Annotated in this window: 23 protein-coding genes and 1 other RNA gene; 11 read left to right on the top strand and 13 right to left on the bottom strand. The window is 46.0% G+C overall.

The features are described from left to right. Positions 1-620 precede the first annotated feature (620 nt). On the bottom strand, positions 621-2,762 hold the full coding sequence (locus QUB39_RS22340) for a protein phosphatase 2C domain-containing protein (protein WP_333210969.1): 2,142 nt from the start codon (positions 2,760-2,762) through the stop codon (positions 621-623). 334 nt (positions 2,763-3,096) lie between these two features. Between QUB39_RS22340 and QUB39_RS22335 the strand changes: the two genes are divergently transcribed. Both QUB39_RS22335 and QUB39_RS22330 read left to right on the top strand, forming a co-directional pair. Beyond that, a complete protein-coding gene (locus QUB39_RS22335) occupies positions 3,097-3,528 on the top strand; it encodes an NfeD family protein (protein ID WP_333051437.1) in 432 nt (143 codons plus the stop codon). 103 nt (positions 3,529-3,631) lie between these two features. Then, positions 3,632-4,600, top strand: coding sequence for an SPFH domain-containing protein (locus QUB39_RS22330; RefSeq protein ID WP_333210967.1), 969 nt, complete (start codon positions 3,632-3,634; stop codon positions 4,598-4,600). 97 nt (positions 4,601-4,697) lie between these two features. On the opposite strand, the gene QUB39_RS22325 is transcribed toward QUB39_RS22330, so the two are convergent. After that, entirely contained in the window at positions 4,698-4,856 is a 159-nt protein-coding gene (locus QUB39_RS22325) for a hypothetical protein (protein WP_333051433.1), read from the bottom strand. Between the two features lie 64 nt (positions 4,857-4,920). Then, positions 4,921-6,705 carry a citramalate synthase gene (cimA, locus tag QUB39_RS22320; protein WP_445243117.1) on the bottom strand — a complete coding sequence of 595 codons (1,785 nt, stop codon included), beginning with the start codon at positions 6,703-6,705 and terminating at the stop codon, positions 4,921-4,923. A gap of 75 nt (positions 6,706-6,780) precedes the next feature. On the opposite strand from cimA, the gene QUB39_RS22315 reads away from it, so the two are divergent. The 3 genes from QUB39_RS22315 (at position 6,781) to QUB39_RS22305 (ending at position 8,846) form a co-directional block, all read left to right on the top strand. Beyond that, on the top strand, positions 6,781-7,119 hold the full coding sequence (locus QUB39_RS22315) for a 2Fe-2S iron-sulfur cluster-binding protein (protein WP_333051432.1): 339 nt from the start codon (positions 6,781-6,783) through the stop codon (positions 7,117-7,119). A gap of 300 nt (positions 7,120-7,419) precedes the next feature. After that, positions 7,420-8,517, top strand: coding sequence for a glycine oxidase ThiO (thiO, locus tag QUB39_RS22310; protein WP_333210964.1), 1,098 nt, complete (start codon positions 7,420-7,422; stop codon positions 8,515-8,517). A 125-nt stretch (positions 8,518-8,642) separates the two neighbouring features. Then, entirely contained in the window at positions 8,643-8,846 is a 204-nt protein-coding gene (locus QUB39_RS22305; protein WP_333210962.1) for a hypothetical protein, read from the top strand. Positions 8,847-8,981: 135 nt separating this feature from the next. Here the strand turns inward: QUB39_RS22305 and QUB39_RS22300 are convergent, their stop codons facing one another. Next, positions 8,982-9,449, bottom strand: a complete 468-nt coding sequence (locus QUB39_RS22300) for a hypothetical protein (RefSeq protein WP_333051426.1) — start codon at positions 9,447-9,449, stop codon at positions 8,982-8,984. Between the two features lie 143 nt (positions 9,450-9,592). Beyond that, positions 9,593-9,736, bottom strand: coding sequence for a hypothetical protein (locus QUB39_RS22295; RefSeq protein ID WP_333374300.1), 144 nt, complete (start codon positions 9,734-9,736; stop codon positions 9,593-9,595). A 354-nt stretch (positions 9,737-10,090) separates the two neighbouring features. Here QUB39_RS22295 and QUB39_RS22290 point away from each other — a divergent pair, with 354 nt between their 5' ends. Beyond that, positions 10,091-11,116 carry a fatty acid desaturase gene (locus QUB39_RS22290; protein ID WP_333272543.1) on the top strand — a complete coding sequence of 342 codons (1,026 nt, stop codon included), beginning with the start codon at positions 10,091-10,093 and terminating at the stop codon, positions 11,114-11,116. A gap of 367 nt (positions 11,117-11,483) precedes the next feature. Here QUB39_RS22290 and QUB39_RS22285 read toward each other — a convergent pair whose 3' ends face one another. Further along, positions 11,484-13,232, bottom strand: coding sequence for an ABC transporter ATP-binding protein (locus QUB39_RS22285; RefSeq protein WP_333210960.1), 1,749 nt, complete (start codon positions 13,230-13,232; stop codon positions 11,484-11,486). Between the two features lie 335 nt (positions 13,233-13,567). Between QUB39_RS22285 and QUB39_RS22280 the strand changes: the two genes are divergently transcribed. Beyond that, a complete protein-coding gene (locus QUB39_RS22280) occupies positions 13,568-13,729 on the top strand; it encodes a hypothetical protein (RefSeq protein WP_333272540.1) in 162 nt (53 codons plus the stop codon). Positions 13,730-13,759: 30 nt separating this feature from the next. Then, positions 13,760-15,451: a chaperonin GroEL gene (gene groL / locus QUB39_RS22275; protein WP_333485165.1), complete on the top strand. Its 1,692-nt coding sequence runs from the start codon at positions 13,760-13,762 to the stop codon at positions 15,449-15,451. Positions 15,452-15,850: 399 nt separating this feature from the next. Here the strand turns inward: groL and QUB39_RS22270 are convergent, their stop codons facing one another. Beyond that, positions 15,851-16,108, bottom strand: a complete 258-nt coding sequence (locus tag QUB39_RS22270; protein ID WP_050813024.1) for a DUF2811 domain-containing protein — start codon at positions 16,106-16,108, stop codon at positions 15,851-15,853. Positions 16,109-16,333: 225 nt separating this feature from the next. On the opposite strand from QUB39_RS22270, the gene QUB39_RS22265 reads away from it, so the two are divergent. Then, a complete protein-coding gene (locus QUB39_RS22265; protein WP_333272537.1) occupies positions 16,334-16,534 on the top strand; it encodes a hypothetical protein in 201 nt (66 codons plus the stop codon). A 138-nt stretch (positions 16,535-16,672) separates the two neighbouring features. On the opposite strand, the gene QUB39_RS22260 is transcribed toward QUB39_RS22265, so the two are convergent. Further along, positions 16,673-18,178: a cryptochrome/photolyase family protein gene (locus QUB39_RS22260; RefSeq protein ID WP_333485164.1), complete on the bottom strand. Its 1,506-nt coding sequence runs from the start codon at positions 18,176-18,178 to the stop codon at positions 16,673-16,675. A gap of 89 nt (positions 18,179-18,267) precedes the next feature. After that, on the bottom strand, positions 18,268-18,927 hold the full coding sequence (locus QUB39_RS22255) for a class I SAM-dependent methyltransferase (RefSeq protein ID WP_333051414.1): 660 nt from the start codon (positions 18,925-18,927) through the stop codon (positions 18,268-18,270). 162 nt (positions 18,928-19,089) lie between these two features. On the opposite strand from QUB39_RS22255, the gene QUB39_RS22250 reads away from it, so the two are divergent. Next, positions 19,090-19,356: a hypothetical protein gene (locus QUB39_RS22250; RefSeq protein ID WP_333051413.1), complete on the top strand. Its 267-nt coding sequence runs from the start codon at positions 19,090-19,092 to the stop codon at positions 19,354-19,356. Between the two features lie 235 nt (positions 19,357-19,591). After that, complete coding sequence (locus QUB39_RS22245; protein WP_333051410.1) at positions 19,592-21,637, top strand: sensor histidine kinase; 2,046 nt, start codon at positions 19,592-19,594, stop codon at positions 21,635-21,637. Positions 21,638-21,668: 31 nt separating this feature from the next. Here QUB39_RS22245 and QUB39_RS22240 read toward each other — a convergent pair whose 3' ends face one another. From QUB39_RS22240 to corA, 4 genes are all read right to left on the bottom strand, one after another. Continuing rightward, entirely contained in the window at positions 21,669-22,874 is a 1,206-nt protein-coding gene (locus tag QUB39_RS22240; protein WP_333051409.1) for a Gfo/Idh/MocA family oxidoreductase, read from the bottom strand. A 322-nt stretch (positions 22,875-23,196) separates the two neighbouring features. Continuing rightward, the gene (rnc, locus tag QUB39_RS22235; protein WP_333051407.1) at positions 23,197-23,904 is read right to left on the bottom strand and encodes a ribonuclease III; all 708 of its coding nucleotides are present in this window, start codon (positions 23,902-23,904) and stop codon (positions 23,197-23,199) included. 302 nt (positions 23,905-24,206) lie between these two features. Continuing rightward, positions 24,207-24,640, bottom strand: an RNA gene (gene rnpB / locus QUB39_RS22230) — RNase P RNA component class A. 572 nt (positions 24,641-25,212) lie between these two features. After that, positions 25,213-26,397: a magnesium/cobalt transporter CorA gene (gene corA / locus QUB39_RS22225; protein ID WP_333051405.1), complete on the bottom strand. Its 1,185-nt coding sequence runs from the start codon at positions 26,395-26,397 to the stop codon at positions 25,213-25,215. Positions 26,398-26,460: the final 63 nt, after the last annotated feature.

The raw sequence follows: 26,460 nt of genomic DNA, 5'->3' as shown, positions 1-26,460 counted from the left end.
CTAATCGCTAATCGATTTTAGATTTTAGATTTTAGATTTTAGATTTTAGAGGCGACCCCACGGATAAATGCGGGGGCTCTTCTGATTTTCGATTTTCGATTGATTCCATGGATAAATCACGTGGCGGGTACCACATGAAGAAATTCGTGGTCAATATAAAAAAGCTTATGTTGTTATACCATTTATCTAAAGATGTGCTATGGATGAAGTCTTAGCCCCCCCGCGGGAGGGGGGGTTGGGGGGGGTAATATCTAGCGCTACTTTATGAAATTGGTATTAGTTCCTAATCGCTAATTGTTAGCTGCATGGAGATTCTTAAGCATTTTTAACTACTTTTTGTAGTGATGGCTGACTTTTTAGCCATCTTGTTTCTGCAAGCGGAATATGATACAAAATCATTAACTGTGATGGAGCATCTCATATTTGTAAAAACACTTCTTCTGGCTCCTTCCTTCTGCCTATTTCCTTATGCCTCAAATTAATTCAATAGACCTCTTGCAAAAATAATTAGGACGGGTTTTGGGGCCCATCCCACAAGCAAAAATAACTCTTGTGGGATGGGCCCCAGAGCCAGTCCCATCAATTGAGGAAAAGGATTTTTGCCACAGGTGTAATCTCCCTTACTCCGCTGATGGCAAAGGAGTTTCCGCTTCTTCGGGGGGCGGAATTTCCGCAGGAGTCGATTCCGGCGACGGCGAGAGACTCTCGCTATCGGGGGGCGGAATTTCCGCAGGAGTCGATTCGGGCGACGGCGAGGGACTCTCGGCCCCTGGCGAGGGAGTCTCCGAAGGAATCGGGGCAGGAGTTTCCGGCGGTGGGGGAACTTGTGCGGGTTCTGGCTGGGGGCTTTGGCGGCTTTGCACCCACAAACCTAAACCGCCGCCGGCTAATATCAGCCCCAACACCGCCAGTAGGGGCAGTGGCAGCTTGGATCGCTGTTTTTGAACGGGTTCCGGGGCGGGGGAAGTTTCGGGGTACAACAACTGTTTGGACGATTCTGAAAGCTGAGATTCTGGAATCCTCCCGGACTTCTGGAGGGACGCAGCGACGAGGGAAGGCGGCAGCGACACCGAGGCTGACACTGGCGCTGACGCCGGCGCTGACGCCACCGCCGGATCAAACAGTACCAATCTCTCCGGCGACATCCGACAGTGAGTGGCCACCACGGAGGTGTTGTCATAACCGTTTTTCTCGTTGGCGAGACGAATCCAAGACTGAACCGCAGCTTCCAAAGACATTTTGCCCTCAAGCACCTCTGGGCCGTAATTCTCCCAAGATTTCTCTACCCAGTCGTTGTCGCTCAAACCGTCGGAACACAGCAGCAGTAAGCCTTCCTCTTCGACAATAAATCGCTGAATCGTCGGGCGCAGGAAATCGGCATCCCGCGTTCCCAAAGCTTGAGTCAGGGCTCCTGCATCGGATCGCAGTTGAGTCTCCCAGTACAAACAATGTCCTAGCTGGACTTCCCTTGAGGCTACGTCGTCGTCCACAGTCAGCCGGTGACAGTAATTTTTGCCAATCCAATAAGCGCGGCTGTCTCCAACATTGACTAAATAAAGTTCGTGGCTGTTATTCGAGGACAAATCCTCGGAATTTTTCACTTTTTGAGGCAACTGGAGGGCCATCACCAAAGTCGTCCCCATCCGCTGCCGCAACTCTTTTCCCTGCTCGTTATTTTGAGCAGAAATCACATTATTCACAACTCGGACTATTTCTTCGAGTTGCTTGATCACCATTGTTGGCGTCATCAACTCTTCTTGTTGAGCAATTTCTGCGAGCAAATTTTGGATTAAAGCTTTCAGGGACTGGACGGCTAATTGACTGGCAACTTCTCCTCCTTCGTGGCCTCCAACCCCGTCGCAAACCATTGTTAAGTAAGGAATTAATTTCTCGCCCCCTGAAGTTTTGCTAAATTGAAAATCAGCAGCAACCGGATAGCAACTGTCTTCATTTTGGGAGCGCTGTGGCCCGGTATCAGTCATGCCGACTACTTCTAAGTGTAGAGGCAATTGAGCGGCTTGTTCTAATAGTAAATCGTTTAGTTCCAGGGCGATCGCGTCGAAATTCATGCTGCTGCGGCGCATAAACTGACAAATCTCTCCGAGTTTCGACTGCACCTCGGGTTGCGCGGATTCCACCAAACCTGACCACACATCTCCCAAATCCCGCAGCGTCGGTACAAAATTGCCCCGGTGCAGTTCCAGCAGGCGTACCCGCCAACCTTCCACCCGCAAATTTTCCGGTACCAGCAAACTCGAAGCGACTCCCTGTTCCGATAGCGGCCCCCACAGTTGGAGCATTTGCCACAGCCAGTAAACTTGGCGCGCGCCGGTTGTCCCAGACCAAGCTTCTAAAATAGAAGGATACAGGCGACCGAAATTATTGATGGGCACATTTTCCAACAACAGCACCTCTGTCGCTTCGGGTGCTTCCCCCAGGGAACAATAACCGTATACTTCCGGCGTATGCAGCCGTTGGGGATACAAATGCAGGTAAGGCATAATCGTATCCGGCAGGTGTTCCGGGACGCTTGGAGGCAAAGCTGGGCGGCTGTCGAGCCAGATTTGCGGTGCAATGACAAAGTATCGATCGGCTATTACCTTACCCGCCGGCACTTCCTCGGCTGCTGGCCCCACCACCCACACATAGCGATAAATTAAATCCGTTTCGCACGCTGCACAGTGCTGGCGGCCAAAGGTATTGCGGGGATCTGGACAGCTAAGATTCGGGCAATAAATGGGTTCGGAGAAACTGCTGATCATATCGAAATAGTTTGTGTAAAAAGATTCTGAAGATATATGATTCGCCAGCCCAAATTCATGAGCTTGAGAATAAACTGATTTTAGGCCCTATCAATTTCTTAACTGCCTTTGGGCCCCTAGAAATTGTAGTTTCTGCCAGTCTGCACCGGCTAAAATTGTAATCTAAGTTACTAAACTCTGACTTGGAGTACGATGGAAGCCTCAACCTGGTACCGCTGCGCGAAAAATCGGTCTGAGGGCTTGCAAGTGGCAAACCCTTGCAGAGTCAGTTGTTTGCATTTCTTAAATCTTAAATTTCCAATCTAAGATCTAAATAGTATCACCTATTCTTTTTATGATCTTGACTCCGACGCTCCTTTGGCTGATAGCTGGGTCTTTGCTCTGTTTGGCAGAGCTATTTCTCCCGACTGCTTTTGTCGCTTTTATGATGGGACTGAGCGCCTTCGCCGTAGCTGGATGCTCTCTAGTTCTACCTTACGTTAATTTACAAATTTTCCTCTGGATGGTATTTTCGACCGTTTTTGTGCTGCTGTCTCGGCGGTTGATACCAAAAGGCACGGCAAGGGCGATCGCAGATTCTCAGGAAGCAAAAACTTTAACAGAAATTCCCCCCGGAGAAGCCGGCCGAGTCATTTATGAGGGGAATTCTTGGCAAGCTCGCTGCGAAGACACGAAGGCCACTATCCCCCCCAACCAAAACGTAATTGTCGTCGGACGGAAAGGCACTACTCTGATAGTTTTGCCAGAAAATTTATTGCATTCTTAAACAAAATGCGTAATTAATCACAGACAATTAGTAGTTAGTCATCAGTCTTTAGTCAACATTTAACAGTCAAAACTCAACACTCAACATTTAATAGGAGGCGACAGTGGAACAATTTTTTTTACTTGTATTTTTAGCACTTGGCGGCTCAGCCCTCGCAGGTTCCGTCAAGATTATCAATCAGGGAAATGAAGCGCTGGTGGAAACTTTAGGTAAATACAGCGGCAGGAGACTAGAACCCGGTTTGAATTTTGTCAAGCCGTTTCTCGATCGCGTCGTGTACGAGCAAACCATTCGGGAAAAAGTCTTAGATATTCCCCCGCAAGCTTGTATTACCCGCGATAACGTTTCCATCACCGTTGATGCTGTGGTTTACTGGCGCATTGTAGACTTGGAAAAAGCTTGTTACAAAGTAGAAAATCTCCAGTCAGCAATGGTAAATATGGTGCTGACTCAAATTCGCGCCGAAATGGGTCAACTGGATCTCGAACAAACCTTTACTGCTCGTTCTCAAATTAATGAAATCTTGCTCAGAGATTTAGATCTTGTTACCGATCCTTGGGGAGTGAAAGTGACGCGGGTAGAATTGCGCGATATTGTCCCTTCTAAAACTGTACAGGAATCGATGGAATTGCAGATGGCAGCCGATCGACGGAAGCGGGCGGCAATTCTGACATCCGAGGGCGAACGCGAGTCAGCAGTTAACAGCGCCAAAGGTAAAGCTGAAGCGCAAGTTTTGGATGCAGAAGCGCGCCAAAAAGCGACTATTTTGGAAGCGGAAGCTCAACAAAAGGCGATCGTCCTGAAAGCTCAAGCAGAACGCCAAAGTCAGGTTTTGAAAGCTCAAGCTACTTCCGAGGCCTTGCAAATAATCGCCAAAACTCTGCAAAATGACCCCAATGCTCGCGAAGCTTTACAATTTTTGTTAGCTCAAAACTATCTGGATATGGGTCTAAAAATTGGCAGCAGTGGCAGCAGCAAGGTGATGTTTATGGATCCGCGCAGCATTCCCGCTACGCTCGAAGGAATGCGATCGATCGTTGGGGAAGGTAATAATAATGACGTGAACAAGTAGGGAGCATCTCATATTTGTAAAAACACTTTTTCTGGCCACTACGGTTCAGTTAAGCTCGATCCCCCCTAGCCCCCCTTAAAAAGGGGGGGACAAGAAATTACTCAAAGTCAACCCCTACTCCCCTTCTTAAGGGGGATTTAGGGGGATCTCGCCCGGAATAAATAGTTTTAACCCAAGCGTATTGTTCTTCTGGCTCCTTCCTTCTGACTCTTTCCTCCTGCGTCAAAACTCCAATTTTTGGCTTGGCTGCTTTCATTGAGAGGCTCCCCTTGGTATCTATTTAAACATCAATATTCAGGCAACTTATCTTCGCCCTTAACCTAATAACTCGACACATTTAAAACGATCGCCTCCCTATCTCCCAACACCAAACCATACTCCAAACCCTCAACAACCGCCTGATAAGAAGCATCCAAAATATTACCAGAAACCCCCACAGTCGTCCAGCGGTCTTGACCATTGCTAAACTCAGCCAAAACGCGAGTTTTAGCAGAAGTTCCCGCACATCCGTCCAGAATTCGCACCTTATAATCGGTTAAGTTAAAATCAGTAATTGCCGGATAAAAATTCCGCAAAGCCTTCCGCAAAGCCGCATCAAGTGCCGAAACAGGCCCGTTTCCTTCCGCGCATTCCAGAATATCTTGACCGTTAACAGTCACCTTCACGGTTGCTAAAGAATTAACTGTTTCCTCCCTACCTTTATCGCAGTGAACTTGAAAACCTTTGATTTCAAATAAACGCTTGCGCTTTCCCAAAGCCTCCCGCATTAACAATTCAAAAGAAGCCTCAGCACCCTCAAATTGATATCCCTGGCTTTCCAAATCTTTCAATTTTTCCAAAATTTGGCGGCAAGCAGGATTTTTGCGATCGAGATCCATGCCAAAAGTGCGGGCCTTCGCCAAAACATTGCTCAAACCAGCTTGATCCGAAATCACAATTCGCCGCCTGTTGCCAATTTTTTCCGGTTCTAAATGTTCGTAAGTTAACGGATTTTTCTCAACAGCCGATACATGAATTCCGCCTTTGTGAGCAAAAGCCGAAAGACCCACAAAAGGAGCATGATCGTCGGGAGCAAGATTGACAATTTCACTAATCGATCGACTTACTTGAGTTAATCTAACTAATTGCTCGTCTTCAATGCAATTCTGACCCAACTTTAGTTGAAAATTAGGAATTAAGGAACATAAATCGGCATTGCCGCAGCGTTCGCCGTAACCGTTTATAGTTCCCTGTACCATCGTCACTCCTTCTTGCACAGCAGCCAAAGCATTAGCAACCGCAACTCCAGAGTCGTTATGAGTGTGAATTCCCAGTTGAACTTGAGACTTTATCCCCCCCTTAATAAGGGGTTGAACTTGAGACTTTATCCCCCCCTTAATAAGGGGTTGAATTTGAGACTTTATCCCCCCCTTAATAAGGGGGGGTTGGGGGGGGTTAATTTCCGATTCAGAAATATCCCAACTTTCTATTATTTCTGCCACCTCGCGAACAACCTGACTGACTTCGTGAGGCAAAGTACCGCCGTTAGTATCGCAAAGCACCAGCCATTCTGCACCGGCAGCGGCGGCTACTTCTAAAGTTTTAATAGCATAATCTCGATTGTCTTTGTAGCCGTCAAACCAGTGTTCGGCATCGTAAATAACGCGCCTTCCCTGACTCCGAAAATATTCAATTGTATCTCGAATCATCGCCAGATTTTCTTCTAGCGTGGTCTTCAAACTTTCAATAACGTGCAAATCCCACGACTTGCCAAACAGCGTCACCCAGCGAGTACCGGCGGACAAAATAGCCTGCAACATTTCATCATTAGCTGCCGTAGTTCCCGGCCGCCTAGTCGAACAAAAAGCTACAACTTCTGCTTGAGTTAGGGGCTGTTCTTTGAGACGCCAAAAAAATTGTACGTCTTTAGGATTCGCCCCCGGCCAGCCGCCTTCAATAAAGGGAATTCCTAAACTGTCTAACTGTCGAGCAATTCGCAGTTTGTCTTCGAGAGATAAGGAGAGTCCCTCACACTGAGCACCGTCTCGCAGCGTGGTATCGTAGATCCAGAGCCGATTTGTCATGGGAAATTGCGATCGAGAAATTGGTAATATATCACTTACCATATTAGATGAATTTATTTGAATTTAATGCGATAATATATAGGAAAATTAACATAAATCTAACTGGGGTAAATTGCTGTGGTCAAGGTACAAGCGCAAGGAAAAACATTTGAGTGCGATCGCGGAGCCAATCTCCGTGAAGTTTTGCTCAAAAACGGCATCGATCTCTACAACGGCAATGCCAAAGTCATCAACTGCCACGGCCTCGGCACTTGCGGCACCTGCGCCGTCACCGTCGAGGGCGAAGTTTCCGAGCCCCAGTGGCGCGAAAAAGCCCGACTTTCGGTTCCTCCCCATTCTCCCGCCTCCAACCGCCGTTTGTCCTGCCAAACCAAGGTTTTAGGCGATATTAAGGTGACAAAATATGACGGTTTCTGGGGTCAGGGTTCTGAAACTGTCTGGAAACCCCAAGGATAGATTTTTTGTTAAGAAAGGCTGATAGGACGATCGCCTTGCCAGATAATCTGTAAGACTTGCATAATAATTCTAACTGTAAGGTGTGCTTAGCGCACCTTACCCTCCAGAAAGCCGAGAGGTCAATCGATTTTAGATTTTAGATTTTCGATTTTCGATTGAAGCATTGACTTGCGCGAGATAAATACGTTCGGCAAGTTTCTCGGATACACGTTTTTTTTTTATTTCTCCACGGATGAATCCGGGGGCTTGTATCCTAGATGCTTGATTGTCAAAAAGCTCAGACAGTCCATATAAAAGTTAATGAATTCATCTAAAGATATTCTGATTATTGGCGGCGGAATAATTGGCCTTTCGCTAGCAGTAGAACTGAAATTGCGAGGTGCATCTGTCGCGGTTCTCACCGCCGATTATAAACAACCGACTACCCGGGCTGCCGCTGGAATGCTTGCCCCGCAAGCCGAACGAATTCCCCCCAGTCCGATGCTAGATTTGTGCTTGCAAAGCCGCGCACTGTATCCCGCCTGGGTGGAACAGCTAGAAGACATTACCGGATTGAAAACGGGATATTGGCGATCGGGAATTCTCGCACCAGTTTGTCAAAATGAGCCTCAAGAAAAGCCGCTTTTGGCCAACCTTAATTATCAATGGTTGGACAGAGATACTGTTCGCCAGCACCAGTTTGGATTAGGTCAAGAAGTAATTGGCGGTTGGTGGTATCCTGACGACGCTCAAGTAGACAACCGCGCTTTATTTCGGACGCTTCAGGCCGCAACTAAAGAATTGCAGATTGAGATTATTCAAGGCAGTGCAGAGGAAATCATTCGGCAGAAAAACCGAGTTTTTGGAGTGGAAACAACGGCAGGAAAATTACAAGCTGACCGTTATGTTTTGGCTGCGGGCCCTTGGTCTGAGAAATTATTGGATATTCCTGTTTTTCCAAGAAAGGGACAAATGCTGTCAGTATGTGTACCAGAAGATTGTGGAGTTATCCAGCCCCTGCAAACCGTTCTATTCGGGACGGGAATTTATATTGTGCCACGTCAAGATGGCAGAATTATTATTGGCGCAACTAGCGAAAATGTGGATTTCACGCCGGGAAATACGCCTGCGGGAATCCAAAGTTTGCTAGCAGGAGCGATTAAGTTATATCCCGAATTACAAAATTATCCGATTTTGGAGTTTTGGTGGGGATTTCGGCCGACTACGACCGATGAATTGCCGATTTTGGGTGCTAGTGCTTGGGAGAATTTGACATGGGCTACGGGGCATTACCGCAACGGCATTTTATTGGCTCCGGTGACGGCTAAATTGTTGGCTGATTTGATTGGGAATCAGAAATCAGATCCGTTATTGGCTGCTTTTCATTATTCGAGATTTCCTGAATCTTGGAAGGTTTAAAATGGTAAATAGTGAGATTTGTTGCTTTTTTTAAGACGAGGCAGAGCCGCATAACGAGAAACGAAAGTCAACCAAAAGGATATTTTTTGCTATAATCTAATCAGCACAATAGGGTTTTGTAAGTTATGACTTTCAGTGATGTGGTCGAGACGATCAAAAATCTTTCTACTGACGAAAAGCAAGAGCTTCAACTGTTGTTGAAGCAATATCTCCGGGAAGAACGTCGCGAAGAGATGTATCAAAACTTTAAGTCAGCGCAGATTGAACAACAAAAAGGTGAACTGAAATTTTTCGCTAACATCAATGAACTCCGAGTGACGAAAGAGTAATTTTCTACTTTACAGAAGACGGAAAAGCCGTGTTTGTAGATTTGGGAAGTCATCATGAAGTATATTAATCGACACAACAGTGGCTAAAGTACCGCTGTAAGTAGCGCGCCTAACCATTTTTTTGTAAGTCCTCAATTAGTTTGCATCCTGTTTTTTGGGTTGGTTTAATTCCCTGCATTTAGCGGCAGCCAAATCGTAAGCATTTTGGTAATCGCTACCGCCTAACATCAAATCGCCGTAATATTCATAAGGTTGATTGCCATAAATCGGCAGCGGGTCGTCTTCAGGATAATCTTCTTTTGATTCTTCTAGGATTGCTTTGAGTTTCTTGACGCTGAAGCGCTGGACTGGGAAGTAATGAATGTCTTGAGCGATGAAACCGAGATGGGGAAATGTTGGGTCAACAATTCGCTCGTCGAGTTCAATCCAGCTATACTCGATGGGTTTATATGGCACTCCGGGCACAGCTAAAAAGCCTTGAACATAAATTGCGCCCTCGGTGGCTAACGCTGCTTTACAGGCGTTGTCAAAGCAGTTTTTACGGTTGCTTTTGATGCGAGTCGCCATTTCAATAGAAAGCGCCTCATCTAATAGTTCGGTCATAATCCCTTCTAATCGCGTGTGCGATTAGATTGTAGCAAATCCGAGCTATCTCCGAGCACAAAAAACGCAGCCAATTGCGATCGTCCTTCAAATTCTCGTCTCAAGGAGTTGATCCAAAATCCTCTGCGCTTCTGGATGTTGTGTCAGCTTTGGTTTCCGGGGCGGGCGGTTTGTCGATCGCCCCTATCGCCCGCCCATAAAAAGTTTTCGCCAGTAGCCCAACTTTTGAGCGTGCGATCGAGTTGGGCTACAACCCGGTACAATAAAGTGTGCCACAGACGATGCAAGCAAAAATAGTGGCATAAATTACTGAATAGCCTGCAACCAACCAATCATATTAATGCCTTCCGGTGCAGCGATTTGTTCGGCTGTTGACAGGCTTCACAGTTTTTTCTGTAAACAAAGCAGAGTTGTGATAACCTCATAAATGTGCAAAAATCGGTTCCAACAAAACTTTGGGAAGAAACGGGGAAAGTCCGGGGTAAATCCGCCGCTGTCCCGCAACTGTGATGCTAAGCGAAGCACTTATCCACACACCATAAACATACTGAATGAAAAGCGCGATCAAAAAGTCGGATTTTGTGCTAGCTCCTTATATGAAGAGCAACAACTTGAAAGCTAGTTGCCAAATACTCAATACAGTGGTTCCTTATATATGCTTATGGTTTTTAGCATTTAAAGCTGCTGCCATTTCTGTATTCCTTCTTCCGCCGATAATGGTGTTGATGACACTTTTTTCAGGACGTTGTTTCTCTTTGATGCACGATTGCGGACACTATTCTCTTTTTAGTTCCAAAAAAGTCAATCGCATTATGGGTTTCCTGCTAGGTATCATCAATGCGATTCCTCAGTACCCCTGGTCGAGGGGGCACGCTTATCACCACAAACATAATGGTAATTGGGATATGTACCGCGGCCCTTCGGCGTTGATATCCACCGAAAAATTTGCGGCGCTAAGTCCATTTAGTAAAAAGATGTATCAGTTACTCCGACACCCATTGATGCTGTTTCCCGGTGGTTTTTTCTATCTAATTATTAAACCAAGACTCGCACTGATATTGGGAACTACGGGTTTTATCCGACATATTTTTGCTTGTCTAAATCAAGATTTTGGCATAGGTTTATCGGGAATCATTGCTTCTTATAAATCCAAACATTGGTATACGACGGCTGAATTTTGGGATTTACTGTTCAACAATATTTGTGTTGTTGGTAGCTGGATTTATCTGAGCAACTTACTGGGGTTTGGCTTTTTCTGGAGTGTTTACTCAATTGTCATGACCTGTTCGGCGGCAATATTTATCTGTATTTTCTTTGTTCAGCATAATTTTGAGGGTTCCTACGCTCATAAAGCCGAAGGTTGGGACTATATTCTTGGCGCAATTGAAGGCAGTAGTTACCTAAAATTACCGACTATTCTCAATTGGTTTTCTGCTGATATTGCTTACCACAATATTCATCATCTCTCTGAGCGAATACCTAACTATAATCTTCGGGCTTGTCACAATGCTAATATTCACCTGCTTGCTAATTCAAAATCACTGACAATCCGCGATATTCCTGACTGCTTCCAATTCATTCTTTGGGATGCTGCTTCAGATAGTCTGCAATCGATTAAATTATTTCAGCAACAAGAAGAAATTCCCTTCAGTAATGTAGCTAATTAAAATCGGGGGGCAATAAATTTGGTGGATTCTTGCTCCCCAAAATCCTATGATTAGGGATGCAGCGAGTGGGAGAAATTTTAACAGTAACTTTCCTATAGCCATCCTCGCAGGAGTCGTAAATTTTTGACCCCACCCCCACCCTCCCCTTACTAAGGGGAGGGAGTAAGAAATTCACAAATGATTTAGGATTGCTATAGTTAAGTAGGTGGTTACAAATAAACATTAGATGGGTCTGGCGGGTTTAGCCGGGAGCTATGCTAGCAGCCAGTTTATTCTGACAAAACCCGCCCTCCTCGTGACCAGTTTATTTGCACCTGCCTATTTATCTAGGGTCTAACTCTAGATCACTCAAAGTATCTGTCACTTGTCAATGCAGCAATTCCTCTAATTTTTGCTGGTTCCACAAATACTGATAAAGCCCTGTTTGCCCTACCAATTCAAGGTGAGTGCCACTCTGAACTATTTCTCCTTGCTCCATCACAAAAATGCGATCGGCACTAGCCGCCGCCGACATTTGATGCGAGATAAAAATTACTGTTTTGCGATCGGTTCCCGTTGCCAAGTTTCGCAAAATGTCGGTAGCAGTTTGATTGTCAACACTGGAAAGAGCGTCATCCAAAATTAACACCGGGGCGTCAACTAACAAAGCGCGAGCAAGTGCTGTCCGCTGCCGCTGTCCACCGGATAAAGTAATGCCGCGCTCGCCGACAACTGTTTTGTACTGCTGCGGAAAGTTGAGGATTTCGGCGTGAATTTGTGCTTGTTTGGCCGCCGCTTCAATCTCCGGCTGTTCCGCTAAAGGGTTTCCGTAGCGGATGTTATTCTTGATGGTAGTGCCGAACAGAAAGCTTTCTTGCGGAACGTAGGCGATCGCCCCGCGCAATTCGGTCAATTTTACCTTGGTAATATCCTGTCCGTCTACAAATAACTCGCCCGGATCGATATCTAGCAAGCGTGGCAGCGCATTAGCTAAAGTTGATTTTCCTGAGCCGATCGCCCCAACAATTGCGACAGTTTCTCCCGGTTTTATGGTAAAATCAACATCTTTAAGCGCGGGTGTCTTAGCGCCCGGATAAGTATAATTTAGATGGCGAGCCGCAATTTCGCCTTTGACTGGAGTTGCAAGTTCAACTGCATCGAGAGCATCCTTAATTTGCGGTTCCACCGTCAGAATTGATTCGATGCGATCGACACTCACTTCTCCCCGCTGGTAAGCAGTAATTGTGAAACCCAACAGCGCCGTCGGAAACACCAAACGCTCCACATAAATCAGCAACGCTACAAAATCGCCAATGCTAATTTGACCATTAGCAATTGCCCCGCCACCAGCAGAAAGCAGCACCAACAAACTAATGCTTGCCAAACCGCCCAGCAGCGGAAAAATAAAGTTTCTAGTTTTTGCTAATTCCAAATTTGCTGATAGCAACTTCGCATTGGAATTGCGAAAAGCTCGGCGTTCGTTTTCTTCTTGAGCGTAGATTTTAATTACGGACATCCCGCTCATATCTTCTTGAATTAAATCGCTCATCGCCGACAATTCCTCTTGCACGGCTAACTGTTGGATGCGAAGTTTGTCGCTAAATAACTGTACCAAAACCAGCATTAAAGGATAAACTGCGATCGCAAACAGTGTCAGCCTTACATTAATCCCCAGCATCACCGGCAAAGTCAAAGCATAGGCAAATGCCGTATTCGCCAAACTCAGCACCGCAAACCCCACCAAGCGCCGAATATTGTCCAAATCGGAAGTAGCGCGGTTAATTAAATCTCCTACCGTATTGGCTGCAAAATAAGACGGTTCTAATGTTAATAAATGATTAAATATTTGCTGTTTGAGGTCAAATTCGACTTGACGCCCGACGCCAAACAGCAAAATCCGCGACGCCATCCGAATCACCCACATGATTGAGGCGAGAATCAGAATTAGTGCCACGAAATTGAAAACTTCGTCAAATTTAGTCGCCACTTGCAGAGTGTCAACTGAATTCCGAATCAGCAGGGGGATGTAAACGCCCACAGCATTGACAACTAATAGTGAAAAAACGCCCCAGAAGGTTGGTTTCCAGTGCGGGCGCATATAAGAGGCGAGTTTTTGCAGTCGAGAATAACGAGCCATAGGAAGAAGGAAGAAGGAAGAAGGTTCGGCAGCGGATTTTGTAACGGATGTAACGGATGGATGCTGAAGGAAGAAGGAGTCTTCCCCAAGGTTTTCAGCAATTAAGAACGTCCTAATAGTCTTGGCGGTTGCTATAGAAGGTAGAAGTTTGAAAAAAGAATAGAAGCTCTATCGAAAGGTAGATGACCGAAAACACAAGTTAAGAAAATTTGAATAAAAATTCTGCTTGGGGATGACGCGCCATAAAAGTTGGGTTTGGGGCCGAGCCAAAACCCGATCGAGATGTAACAAACCATATTATATCTGCGGGACAGGATATCTGTGAGGACACGGCAGTGCCGTGCCCCTACCCGCTGTGGCCACACGGCATTGCCTTGTCCTTAGCCACCCGGAACGATCGCCCCAATCTCCCATCCGCCCCCCCAATCCCCCACACGGTTGAGGCGCGCTACAATCAAAAATCGATCGACTTAGCACTCAGACTCAGAGAGTGCTAAATTTGCTAATGTAAGCGATTGGAGACAAACATGACAAAAATAGTTGCATTTAGCGACAAATCTCGCCGGGCACTAGAACGCGGCGTCAATCAACTCGCCGATGCTGTCCGCATCACCTTGGGCCCGAAAGGCCGGAATGTCCTATTGGAAAAGAAATACGGCAGTCCCCAAATCGTTAACGACGGTATCACCGTTGCTAGGGATATCGAGCTCGAAGACCCCCTGGAAAATGCTGGCGCTCGCTTAATTCAAGAAGTCGCCTCCAAAACTAAAGATATCGCAGGCGACGGCACAACAACCGCAACGGTTATCGCTCAATCCCTCATTCGCGAAGGTTTGAAGAATGTCGCAGCAGGCGCAAACCCAGTCGCGCTGCGCCGGGGTATTGAAAAAACGATCGCCCACTTGGTGCTGGAAATCGAGAAATTGGCCAAACCCGTCGAAGGAAGCGCCATTGCTCAGGTCGCCACTGTCTCCGCCGGTAACGACGAAGAAGTCGGCGCCATGATTGCCCAAGCAATGGAAAAAGTCACGAAAGACGGCGTAATTACTGTTGAAGAGTCGAAATCTCTGACAACGGAATTGGAAGTGGTCGAAGGGATGCAGTACGATCGCGGATATCTTTCTCCGTATTTCGTCACTAACACCGATCGCATGGAAGTTGAGTACGAAAACGCTCGCATCCTGATTACCGACAAAAAAATTAGCTCAATTCAAGAACTAATTCCAGTTCTCGAAAAAATCGCCCGCACAGGTCAACCGCTGCTAATTATCGCCGAAGATATTGAAGGCGAAGCTTTGGCAACTCTGGTAGTCAACAAAGCCCGCGGCGTATTGAACATCGCAGCAACCAAATCTCCTGGTTTTGGCGATCGACGCAAAGCTATGCTTCAAGATATCGCCGTACTCACCGGCGGTCAACTGATTTCTGAAGAAGTCGGACTCAGCATCGATACCGCAACCCTAGAAATGCTCGGTACCGCCCGCAAAATTACGATCGACAAAGAAAACACCATCATTGTTGCTGGCGACGAACACAAAGCTGACGTGCTAAAACGGATCGAGCAAATCCGCAAACAGCTAGAAGCGACGGATTCCGACTACGACAAGGAAAAGCTAACCGAACGCATCGCCAAACTCGCCGGCGGCATCGCTGTAATTAAAGTCGGCGCAGCTACCGAAACCGAGCTCAAAGACCGTAAACTGCGTATTGAAGACGCTCTGAACGCTACTAAAGCTGCTGTGGAAGAAGGTATCGTTGCCGGAGGTGGCACGACCCTAATTCACCTGATTACAAAAATAGATGCGATCGCCCATACTTTAGACAGCGAAGAACAAGTAGGCGCTGACTTGGTGAAGAAAGCTTTGGAAGCACCTTTGCGTCAAATTGCTGATAATGCCGGCGTTGAAGGTTCCATCGTCATCGAACGAGTGCGAGCAAGCGAGTTCAACATTGGCTACAACGCTCTCACCGACGTGTACGAAGATATGATTGCGGCCGGGATTATTGACCCGGCTAAGGTGGTGCGATCGGCTTTGCAAAATGCCGGTTCCATTGCTGGCATGGTGTTGACCACTGAAGCTGTGATTGTCGAAAAACCCGAGAAGAAAAAAGCCGGTGGCGACATGGGCGACATGGGCGGCATGGGCGGCATGGGCGGCATGGGCGGCATGGGCGGCATGGGCGGCATGGGCGGCATGGGCGGCATGGGCATGATGTAGTCTTCAGCCATAAGCACCATGCGTGTAAACAAGCGCGTCTTATGTACTACCCGTCTACTGTTTGACGATTAAGGCAGCTTATCCCCCCGGCATCCTGATAGTCCGGGGGGATTTTTCATTCTCTTGTAGGGGCAATCCCCCGTGGTTGCCCCAATATTTGAAACACCGATTCCCTCGTCCGTGGAGGGGGTCGGCACGGGCACTACCCCTACAAAAGCCTGATTTTCATGAGAATGAAACAGCCCTGCTTCTTAAGGGAGATGCAATGGGGCTCGGCATTAAGCTATAAGCGATAGTTCTCAGGGATTTTAAGCTGAAGTTGCCACCTATGCAGTGCGGGCCCTCTCGGTCAAGTTACATCCTTCCCAGAAACCGCGTCTCCCCCTCTCCCCTTATCCTTTAAGACGACGGAGTTACATTGTTGCTGTGCAAGTCTTGAGGAGATTGAAACAGAGTTTCGAGATAAACTCTCGCAGCTTGGCGATAACTGCGCGAAGCTTCAGGCGTACCGCTATCGGCATTCTGCAACAAAAACAGCGACAGGGCGGCGCAAAATACTCGGTCTAGATCCCATTCAGGATGGGTTTCCAGGTAAGTTTTGAGAGAATCGTGCAGCGTTTCGGGAATTTCAGCAAAAATACTGACTGTTGGGTTGATCATTTTGTTTAGTCTCGCTAATAAATTGAAAACAGAACCCCCCTTCGGCCGGATACAGGTGCAGGCACAGCCGAAATCAGAGCGCTTTTTTTTAGGTCGGTCGCATCATTGTGCGCTATGGGGGGGTGGGTTTGTCAATGTTGCGAAATATTACAAAGTCCTTTAGATAAAAAAAAGGTTTACCAAATAATCAGCTTTTCAGGGATTTTTTTGTTACATATCTTTATGTGTTGGGGGGTTTATGAGGAATTAGCCAGCAAGTTAAGGAAATCCCCAATTCCGCAGCAAGATGCTACCGTGCCGTTAATTTCTGTGGAAAACTTTGTCGGATCTGTGGAAAACCTCAGACTTGCCTGTGGAAACGCTGTGGAATGTTTAGGGAAAAGTCAGGGAAAAAATAAGAATTGCAAAGGGCATGGGGCATGAGGCATGGGGCATGGGGCATGGGGCATTGTTGACTGTTGACTGTTGACTGTTGACTGTTGATTAATGTTATTGGTTATTTGTTATTAGCCACTGCAAAGGATTAACCACTGACAACTGACAACTGACAACTGACAACAGTCAACTGACTAAGTGCCACTCTGCTGCTTTTTGGCGGATGGTTGCCAATTCTGCCGGCGGCATTTTGTCGAGATTGGCTAAGATAAAGCTCATGCGACCGATCGACTGAAGTTTTTCCCGGTGGCGCGCTAGGAAATCCCAGTAGAAGAAGTTGAAGGGACAGGCATTTTCGCCCGATCGCACAGTGCGATCGAATTTGCACCCCCGACAATAATCGCTCATTTTATTGATGTAATTGGCAGAAGCAGCATAGGGCTTCGAGGCCAACACACCGCCGTCAGCAAACAAACCCATGCCCAGCACATTAGTCTGCATTACCCAGTCGTAGGCATCCACAAACGCACTGTGGAACCATTTTTCTAGCTCCTGGGGCGAGATTCCCGCAATTAGACCAAAATTGCTCAAAATCATCAACCGCTGGATATGGTGCGCGTAACCGCTGCCTTCGACTTGAGTTAAAACTTGGCGCAAACAGTTCATATCTGTTTTACTAGCGTCCCAAAAAAACTCCGGCAGCGGCTGAGTGTGGTTGAACCAATTCTTTTCAAAATAATCAGCATCCACGTAAAAATACACACCGCGAATGTATTCTCGCCAGCCCAGAATTTGGCGGATAAAACCTTCGACGCCGTTTAAATTTAAGTTTTTTTCGAGGTAGGCTGTTTCGGCGGCTTGAATAACTTCTAAAGGATGAAGTAATCCAATATTGAGATACGGAGAAATTAGGGAATGCCACATTGTTTCCTCCCCCGTTACCATCGCGTCTTGATAAGGGCCAAAAGCGGGGAGACACTGTTGGATGAAATTATCTAATACTTGCAGTGCTTGCTCTCGTGTAACCGCCCAGCGAAAAGGTTCAATGTTTCCGTAAGTTGGGAAAGATAGAGATTTAACTTGTGCGATAACTTCTTGAGTTATGGCGTCCGGTTCAAACCAGAGAGGTTTCGGGGTATCCAGTTTTCCTTTGGGTGGCTGACGATTTTCTTTGTCAAAATTCCACTTCCCTCCCACAGGTTTATTGCTGCTATCCATTAAAACTTGAAAACGCTGGCGGCTGGCTCGATAGAAGTCTTCCATTAACAAACGTTTGCGGCTTGAAGCCCAATCTTTGAATTCTGTTTGTGTCCAGAGGAATTGATTGTTGGGAATTATGGTTATTGGACAGGGGAGTTGCAAGTTTTGAACGAGCTGTAAAAAAGGTCGATCGTTCGGAGCCATTACCCGCACTTCGGTGATGTTGTGAGCTTGTATCCAAGCTTTTAGAGGTGCTTCAAAGTCCTCCGATTTTGTGTAAGTAACTTGCCATCCACTGCCGCGCAATTCTTTAGCGAAGTGCCGCATGGCCGACCAAATTAATACTAATTTTTGTTGGTGGTAGCGCCGCTGTTGAACGTGCTGCCAAGATTCAATTAAAATTATCGGTAGGGAGGGTTTATCATCTGTGCGGTTGAGAGCAGCTTGGTTCTCCCACAGTTGATCGCCTAAGATCCAAACGCCAACAGTCATTTTACTTGTTTTTTAGTGAAACTTATTTTTTACTTTTTATGATGCCTGGTGGTCTAGTCAAGAAACTTAATTTATTGACAACTCACAACTCATAAGTTTTCAGGACAACCTGAAAACTTACTAGAGCATAACATTGATTTCCAAAGATAGGGACACCGACCAGCAAATTTAAATTTTATGTCCGTGTATCCTTCAGATGTTAATAACTTGGTCAGCGTATCTACTGAAAAAAATTTAATGTGACCGTTATCCCAAAGCACGGTAAAATGTTGATCTAGTTTGCCAGAAATCGCTAAGACTAGATTTTTAAAATAGCCGTGATATGGTGTGGAAATAATTAATCTTCCTCCCGGATTGAGGCAGTTTTTTGCAGTTTTGGCTAGTTCTTTTGGATAAAGCAAGTGTTCGATTACTTCAATAGCTAAGACAACATCAAATGAGTTCAGAATATCGATATCTGGGAGGTCGTAAATATCTGCTTGGATAAACTGACAATCGGGGAAACTTTGACGGGAGATGGCAATTCCGGCCGCTGAAGTGTCAACGCCGACAACTTCGCAGCCGTGCTCTGCGATAACGTGACTGAGGCTGCCATTGCCGCAGCCGAGATCCAAAACTCGGAGTTTTGTCTTGCTGGTATGCTGAAGTGTCGCCAGCATTTCTAAAAGGGGAGATATCAAATATGCGTGATGATATCTCGGACGGTTGTTTGTGTAATAATACGTATAATTGGTAAAGTTTTTTTTCATCGATTAAGCTATGGAGATTATTGCCGAGACCGCGAATTTACCGAGCGTGGGTCCACTGTTGGGGCCAAGGTTCCCCACATTACGGTTGTCAGAGTCGATCGGCAGCTCGATCGTCTCATTCTTTTTGTTTGACAGGTGAATTATTTTCACTGAATCAATCGGATGGCAAAACAAATCTTTGACAGGGTGCCAAATCTCACATCGCCCATCTCTGGCCAACCTCTCGAAGGCATTGGGAAAGAAAAAGTCCGATCGAACAAGAATGATCTCTGTACACTAGCCGGAAACCGAACTTTTTGCCTGTTAATTGGGGGCGAGTGCATCTATGCGATTCTAGCTTCAAGCAACGGCGGTATGTCCACCCGACGCTTTTTGCAGCCTGAAAAAATGGCACCTGGGCGATGGGATGCCAGTCGTTCCGAGAATTGAGAAGGGAAGTGTGACCGAAATCACAGGCATTTGCGAAACAAATTGCTGAGCATCTTTGGCCCCACACACTTAGAATCGAGATTATTACAGTGGCTTCTATAATTGTGTTTAAATGTTGTTCGGAAGCTGTGTTGTCCAGTCAGCAGAGCCCCCTAGACAGATTCATGCTTTCGGTCTGGTTTATTTCACTTTAATGGTCGCTGTTGGGTGTTGCACCTTAATTTAGATATTTCCTATGGTTAAGTTAGGTCAATCCTCCTTTCGCCGTATTTTACTGTCGCGGATTTTGTTGCTCAGCGTACCTGTTCTACTGGTGGGGGAGTATGTTACCTATCGCAAGGCACGCTCGACGCTTCTGGAAACTGCTCGTCAAAACTTGACAGAAAGTGCAGTCAGAAAAGCAGACACTATTGAACAGTGGGCGAAATCGCTGAAGTCGAATCTGATCGGCGCTTCGGAAAGCTCGATGTTGCAGTCGGTAGATCCGAAGGATTATCAAAAGTTTATTGCCCAATTAGGGCAGCGGTTGCCAGCGCAGGTTGATTGCTTGCAATTGACTAATTTAAAGACAAATCAAGTGATAGCAAGCACTTGCGGGCAGCAGCCGATTCAGTCGTTGCCGACAAAATTTTGGCCACCCGTACAGCAGCAGCAAACGCTGCTGGACGACAAGAGCGTTTACATCAGTCTGTCCTTACCTCCGCAGCGACAGGGGACAGCAAACGATCAGAAGGCGGCTTTGGGGGCTGAGGATTTTCCCGATGCGGGTAAAGAAGGCTCCGATAGCCAAGCGAGTTTGGTGTTGAGCGCTCCTGTTTACATTCGTCGGGGCAATACCCTGCAGTTGAGTTATGCTTTGAGTCTGCAGTCGGCATTGCCTGTCCAAACCAGCGCTCCCAAGGGATCTTTAGCTGGCTATACGGTGGCGATCGACCAAGATGGGACGATTTTGGCGCACCCGAATATCAATCGCGTGGGCCGCAATATTGACCAAGAGGCAGATGCCGCTCGACTAAAAAGTATTGTCAGAAGGGCGATCGCCGGCGGAACAGCTTTTCTCCACCTATTTTCCTTTGAAAGAAATGGTGTAGAGTTGCTAGCAGGATACGCCGCTATCCCGAGTCCTTCAACTACACAGGAGAACAGCAAGTGGATTATTTTAGCTGTCTCTCGTTTAGATTACGCTCTGTCGGGTTTGGAAGAAATTCAGCAAGTTTTATTTAATTTAATTGTAGGTTTGGTTGCTGCTAGTATCATCGCCACTTTATATCTGTCTCGCGACTTGGCGCGTCCTGTGGAAAAACTGAGAGACTACGCGATGAAAGTAGATACAGAAGCGTCGCAGACAGTGCCCCAAGATTTCCAAATTAGGGAATTCAATCAACTATCAGAAGCACTCAACAGCATGGTGCAGCGCCTTAGATCCTGGGCAAAAGAATTGGAAGTCGCCACCAAAGAAGCGCAAGTTGCCAATCAATTAAAAAATGAATTTTTGGGGAATATTTCTCACGAATTGAGAACGCCGCTCAACGGAATTATTGGTTTTATTCAAATTGTGCGGGACGGCTACTGCGATGACCGAGATGAAGAAATGGAATTTTTACAGCGGGCCCACGACTCGTCAATGCAATTGCTCAATATTATTAATGATATTTTGGACATTGCTAAAATAGAATCCGGCACGTTCTCCATGATGTTAGAAGTAGTTGATATTACTCAGGTACTTGAAGACGCGATTGATTTGCAAGCGAGTCCAATCGAGGAAAAAGGCTTGAAGTTAAGTTTGCCAGCTCCTCACGATCCGATTATTGTTCATGCCGATCCGGAGAAGCTAAAACAGGTGTTTTTAAATGTTTTGAGCAATGCGGTTAAGTTTACAGAGTCGGGCAGCATTAATATATCTGTGCGACTAGAGTCGAGAACTAATTCTGGTAGTTTTAACGGCAGTGCTGAAAGTACGACGGGCCCCAGCGGTCAAAGCGATTGGGTGGTGGTGACAATTAAAGATACGGGAATTGGTATCGATCCCGAGCACCAGCAGAAATTGTTTCAACCTTTTGTGATGGCTGATGGTTCTACAACTCGCAAGTTTGGCGGTAACGGTTTGGGCTTGGCTATCTCGCGAAGGATAATGGAATCTATGAGCGGAAGCATTACCCTGCACAGCGCGGGCGTGAATCAAGGTACTACGGTGATGATTTCTTTGCCTGTCAATCAGCAGTCAAGTTTTTATTTTCACAGCCCCGACTTAGTAACGGAAAAGGGAAGTTTTAAAAATTGAGGAGTGATGTTCCCCATCTAAAATCTCAAATCTAAAATGGTATTAGGGGCTGTCCGCCGAGTTCGAGGGATTTGCTCAAAGTGCTGAGAATGCGGATTAATTCGACGGAGGCGGTGCCCGAAGAGGTAAGACAGGGGGTATTTGTTTGCACGGAATTGAGGAAGCGATCGCACACTCGCCTCAGCGGTTCTACTTGTTCTAAACTCAACACTTCGCGGTGTCTGAGGCTCTTTGGCTGCGGCGCGATCGCACTTTCAAAAGAGTTATTCTCTTCGCCTCCCCAATCTGGATTCCCACGCTGCACAATCAGGGGAGTTTCTGGCGACATTTCGTCAAAAATCAAGGTTCCCAAACTGCCAACAACTGTTAAGCGCCGTTGTTTGTCGGGATTTAGCCAGCACAGGTGAATAAATGCTTGAAATCCGTCGGGATAGGTGAGCGTTACCCAAACTAAATCTGCTAGTTTTTCTGCAGGATTAGTAGTCAGCAGTGAAGGAGAAAATTGATTTTCAATTTCTGCTGCTTCTTGATTTATTCCTTCTTCCCTATTTCTTCTTCCTTCTTCCTTCTTTTTGACATCCATTACATCCGTTACATCCGTTACATCCGTTACAGAATCCGTTGCCGAACTTCCCTCTTCCTTCGGAAAAACAGTGCCGATCGCCCTTACTTCAATTGGCGTTTGTTCCAACCAAGTATTGAAAATAGCGATATCGTGAATAGCCAAGTCCCAAAGGGCATCAACGTCATGGCGCACCGGTTCAAAATGGGTGCGCTGGGCGTAACCGTAGCGCAATTTTCCAAGTTGATGCTGTTGAATAATTCTTTGGCCTCGATCGACTGCTGGATGAAACAGATAAGTGTGGTCAACGAAGAGTTGCCGCTGTTGTTTTTCGGCTAATTGACAGAGTTCTATTGCTTCAGTCAGGTTGAGGGCGAGGGGTTTTTCTGCTAAGACGTGGTAGCCTTGTTTCAGCGCTGCGGCTGCGAGGGTGTAGTGTGTGGAAGCTGGAGTGGCGATCGCCACAGCTTGCAGTCCCGGCAAGGCTTGCACTTGAGACCAATCGGTAGCTAGAATCACCGAGGCATCAAGATTAAACTGTTTTTGAACGGCAGCCAATGAATCTCGATTCGGGTCTACCACCGCTAAAACTTGGCTGTTGGGATGTTCGAGAAAGTTGCGAATTAGGTTAACTCCCCAGCGGCCTGCACCCAATACAGCTATTCCGATTTTCATTAATTATAAGTTCAAAAATCGCACAGCAATTTTAGCATATTTTGTTATTATTATCTATGTTTTAACTCAAAAAAATCACTGTTGACTGTTGACTGTTTGCAGTAGTTATTGGTTATTGGTTATTGGTTATTGGTATCAGCTAAGGAATGAGAATTAAATAACTTCCACTCTTGAAAGTGGGATGGGCGGGACGCCCATCCTTTTTGGACGGGCTATAAGAGCCCATCCCACAATAACAATTAAAATTGTAAGTTATTTAATTCGCGCTCCTAACAAATAACCAATAACTGATAACACCAGTCAACAGTCAACAGTCAACTGACTACTCACTACCAACTAATTTATTGAAAGCTGCCTGAGCCGCTGCTTGTTCGGCCGCTTTGATCGATCGACCTTTTCCCTCTGCTACCAACTTTCCCTGAATGAGAACTTCTGCGGTAAAACGATCCTCTCCGCCCTGCACTGTCCCAGTTTCTTGCACGCTATATTTAGGCAAAGTTTTGTATTTGCCTTGAGTCAACTCTTGGAGAGCAGCTTTGTAGTTTTGGCGAGCCGGATCGCTGCGGATTTCCGCCGCTAAGCGTTGAAAGTGAGAATCTAGCCAAGGGCGAATTAATTCTAAGCTTTGGGTACTCAAATAAAGCGCAGCCAGTACCGCTTCCAAAGCATCGGCCAGCCGGGGCTCAGCGCCTGTTTTGTCTGCAGCGGCGCTGCTGGAAACAATTAAATAGCGATCGAACCCGTAACTTTCAGCGATTTTAGCAAGAATGCGATCGCTCACCAAGATCGATCGAATCGCAGCAAATTCTCCCACTGTACAGTCAGGATAAATCTCAAACAACAATTCCGACGCAGCCAGCCGCACTACTGCATCCCCGACAAACTCTAGTTGCTCGTAATTCGCCTTAGCTGACGCGCTCGCATGAGTCAAAGCTAAATCGACGAGATGCCATTTTATCGAAGCATTCTTCGTCAGTCCCAATTTTTCAATTAATGTTTCAAGTTGCTTTTGGCGACCCGGATAAATCATACCATTTTAGATTTTAGATTTTAGATTTTAGATTTTAGATTTTAGATTTTAGAAGTGGGAATCACGGATGACTATCCGGGTTTGGAGCTTTTCAAAAGTTGCATTATTTTTTTTAACAGGTATCAGATTCATATTAATAAAAAAAATTTAGTTGAAAGACTAAATATTCCTCCGGGTGCTTATGGTGCACCTTACCCAAAATCTTCCTCCGGGTGTGCAGTGCACACCTTTCCCAACATAAAACAGGTCGAAAAGATTTGTTGACCTGATTCCCAAGCGGTAGTTTTAATTAAATGGGGGGAGGAAAAAGTCGGACATAAGCCGGGTTCTGTTCTCTCAACTGCAAGCAGTTTTCGAGGGCAGTTATCTATCTGGGACGCCTGTTACCAGACGCCTCAAGCGGTACCAAAAAACGGAACTGGTAAAAAACCAACCATAGTCCCTCCGACCTTGCTCCCAACTGGGGTTTACCGAGCCAGCACCTCTCGATGCTGCTGGTGCGCTCTTACCGCACCTTTGCACCCTTACCAAATTAGTTGTTGCTTCCCAGTCAAAAATCCTCAGTTACTTACTAATGGCCAATGACTGCTGACTAATGACTAATTGGCGGTATCTTTCTGTGGCACTATCCTCACGATCGCTCGCACTGGGCGTTACCCAGCAAGTTTGGTTTTTCGGGAGCCCGGACTTTCCTCAGACAAGCTTTCGCTAATCCGCAACCGCCTGCGCCTACTTTTTCCCCAGATTTATTGTACGCGATCGTTCGTCAATCTATTTGGGATTTGAGATTGAATATTTTAAATTGTCGCCCACTTAACTTGGACATTTGTGTTTACTCTCACATCTGGCACTATTGTCAATAAGCTTTTTATGAACAGGCTTTCCGGCCTGTTCCACAAGAGATGAATTTTATTGTGGAACAGGCCGGAAAGCCTGTTCTTGACAATGGTGCAACATTTGTGTTTATTCAAACTCTTGTACGGTGGGCCCGAAAGCCCGCCCAACAATTACAGCATATTCCAGGTTTGTGAAGTACACCTCAGAAACCGGGTTTCTTTACAGTTCTAGCCTTTAAACTGATTCTGTTCAAGAAACCCGGTTTCTCTGTACTACACATATATGGAATATGCTGTAAATTTCCCTGCAACTCCCTTAAAATCACTCACGGATGAATCAGGGGGCACAAAAGTTGGCAATTATCATCCAAGGATTTATCGCACGGATTCAACTAGGGGCAGGAAACCTTTTCACCTAACAGGATTTTGAATTCTTCAATCTTTAATACCCAATCTCAAATCTTCAATTCGGTTACTTTAATGAGTCATCTTTGATAGTAGAAAAATTATCAAACCAGCCGCGACGCCAGAAAAAGTAAACTAAACCAGATGCGATTCCTACCATAACAGCCCAACACAGCGGATAGCCAAAATACCAATTCAGCTCCGGCATATTCAAGGGCGATTTCTCTGTATTGAAATTCATCCCGTATACTCCCGCCACAAAAGTTAGAGGAATAAATATACTCGAAATTACCGTCAGCAATTTCATGATTTCATTCATTTTATTACCAACCGAAGACAAGTAAACATCCATCAAACCAGAAGACAACTCTCGATAGGTTTCCACCATATCCATCACCTGCACCGTGTGATCGTAACAGTCCCGCAGGTAAATTCGCACCTCTGGACTAATCAAATCACTACTATCTCGAATCAAAACATTAATTGCATCCCGCTGCGGCCAAATGGCGCGGCGCAGCGTCAGCAATTCTCGCCGGATTTTATAGATTTTTTCCAGGGTTTTGCGGGTGGGGTTCACCACCACTTCATCCTCTAATTCTTCAATGCGCTCTCCGTAAACTTCTAATACAGGGAAGAATCCATCTATAATCGAATCTAACAGAGTATAAGCCAGATAATCTGCGCCGTGTTTGCGAATCATTCCTTGTCCTTTACGAATGCGATCGCGCACTGGTTCAAAACAATCATAGTCCGGTTCTTCCTGAACAGTTAGCAGGTAATGCTTGCCCAAAATAAAACTTACTTGTTCTTTATGAAAAGTATCTGATTCTGGATGCAGCATCACCATCCAAGCAATGATTAAAAGATGTTCTTCATAGTCTACTACTTTCGGTCGCTGGGGAACATTAACTACATCTTCCTGAGCCATTACGTGCAAATTAAATACTTCGGCCATTTGCCGCCAAGTTTCTTTGTTTCCTAATCCCAACATATCAACCCAAGAAACAGATGCTGTATCTAAATACGCAGCCGCTTTTTGAGGATTTGCCAAGTGGGCGCGAGTAGCTGCTGTGTCGCAATAGTCAATTAATACAATCTCCGGAGGCGGCGCATCGGGTTCTAAGTCGAGAGTTCCCGGCGGAGCCCCCTGATCGTCATAAAAATAGTCAACATAGGAATCATCATCATTATCTTCTTCTTCTTTAATTTGTTTGGCAACGGCACTAGAAGTATGTATGTTTTTGTATACCATGCTAATATTCCTGACTTTTAGAACCTTTAATTAGATTATCATTTTTCTGGTGCAACTACCAAT

Origin of the sequence: Microcoleus sp. AT8-B5, from assembly GCF_036705565.1 — a bacterium.
In the GTDB taxonomy this organism is placed as follows: Bacteria; Cyanobacteriota; Cyanobacteriia; order Cyanobacteriales; family Microcoleaceae; genus Microcoleus.
The sequence above is the reverse complement of the archived record's forward strand: the minus strand, read 5'-3'. Positions and strand labels throughout refer to the sequence as shown.

Coding starts and splice junctions, on each gene's coding strand:
- QUB39_RS22265 (WP_333272537.1), top strand. CDS start 16,334: ATGTGTTGGGGGGTTTATGAGGAATTAGCCAGCAAGTTAAGGAAATCC.
- QUB39_RS22245 (WP_333051410.1), top strand. CDS start 19,592: ATGGTTAAGTTAGGTCAATCCTCCTTTCGCCGTATTTTACTGTCGCGG.
- QUB39_RS22335 (WP_333051437.1), top strand. CDS start 3,097: ATGATCTTGACTCCGACGCTCCTTTGGCTGATAGCTGGGTCTTTGCTC.
- QUB39_RS22260 (WP_333485164.1), bottom strand. CDS start 18,178: ATGACTGTTGGCGTTTGGATCTTAGGCGATCAACTGTGGGAGAACCAA.
- QUB39_RS22340 (WP_333210969.1), bottom strand. CDS start 2,762: ATGATCAGCAGTTTCTCCGAACCCATTTATTGCCCGAATCTTAGCTGT.
- QUB39_RS22300 (WP_333051426.1), bottom strand. CDS start 9,449: ATGACCGAACTATTAGATGAGGCGCTTTCTATTGAAATGGCGACTCGC.
- QUB39_RS22305 (WP_333210962.1), top strand. CDS start 8,643: ATGACTTTCAGTGATGTGGTCGAGACGATCAAAAATCTTTCTACTGAC.
- QUB39_RS22285 (WP_333210960.1), bottom strand. CDS start 13,232: ATGGCTCGTTATTCTCGACTGCAAAAACTCGCCTCTTATATGCGCCCG.
- QUB39_RS22240 (WP_333051409.1), bottom strand. CDS start 22,874: ATGAAAATCGGAATAGCTGTATTGGGTGCAGGCCGCTGGGGAGTTAAC.
- thiO (WP_333210964.1), top strand. CDS start 7,420: ATGAATTCATCTAAAGATATTCTGATTATTGGCGGCGGAATAATTGGC.
- groL (WP_333485165.1), top strand. CDS start 13,760: ATGACAAAAATAGTTGCATTTAGCGACAAATCTCGCCGGGCACTAGAA.
- rnc (WP_333051407.1), bottom strand. CDS start 23,904: ATGATTTATCCGGGTCGCCAAAAGCAACTTGAAACATTAATTGAAAAA.
- QUB39_RS22255 (WP_333051414.1), bottom strand. CDS start 18,927: ATGAAAAAAAACTTTACCAATTATACGTATTATTACACAAACAACCGT.
- QUB39_RS22325 (WP_333051433.1), bottom strand. CDS start 4,856: ATGAAAGCAGCCAAGCCAAAAATTGGAGTTTTGACGCAGGAGGAAAGA.
- cimA (WP_445243117.1), bottom strand. CDS start 6,705: ATGGTAAGTGATATATTACCAATTTCTCGATCGCAATTTCCCATGACA.
- QUB39_RS22250 (WP_333051413.1), top strand. CDS start 19,090: ATGGCAAAACAAATCTTTGACAGGGTGCCAAATCTCACATCGCCCATC.
- corA (WP_333051405.1), bottom strand. CDS start 26,397: ATGGTATACAAAAACATACATACTTCTAGTGCCGTTGCCAAACAAATT.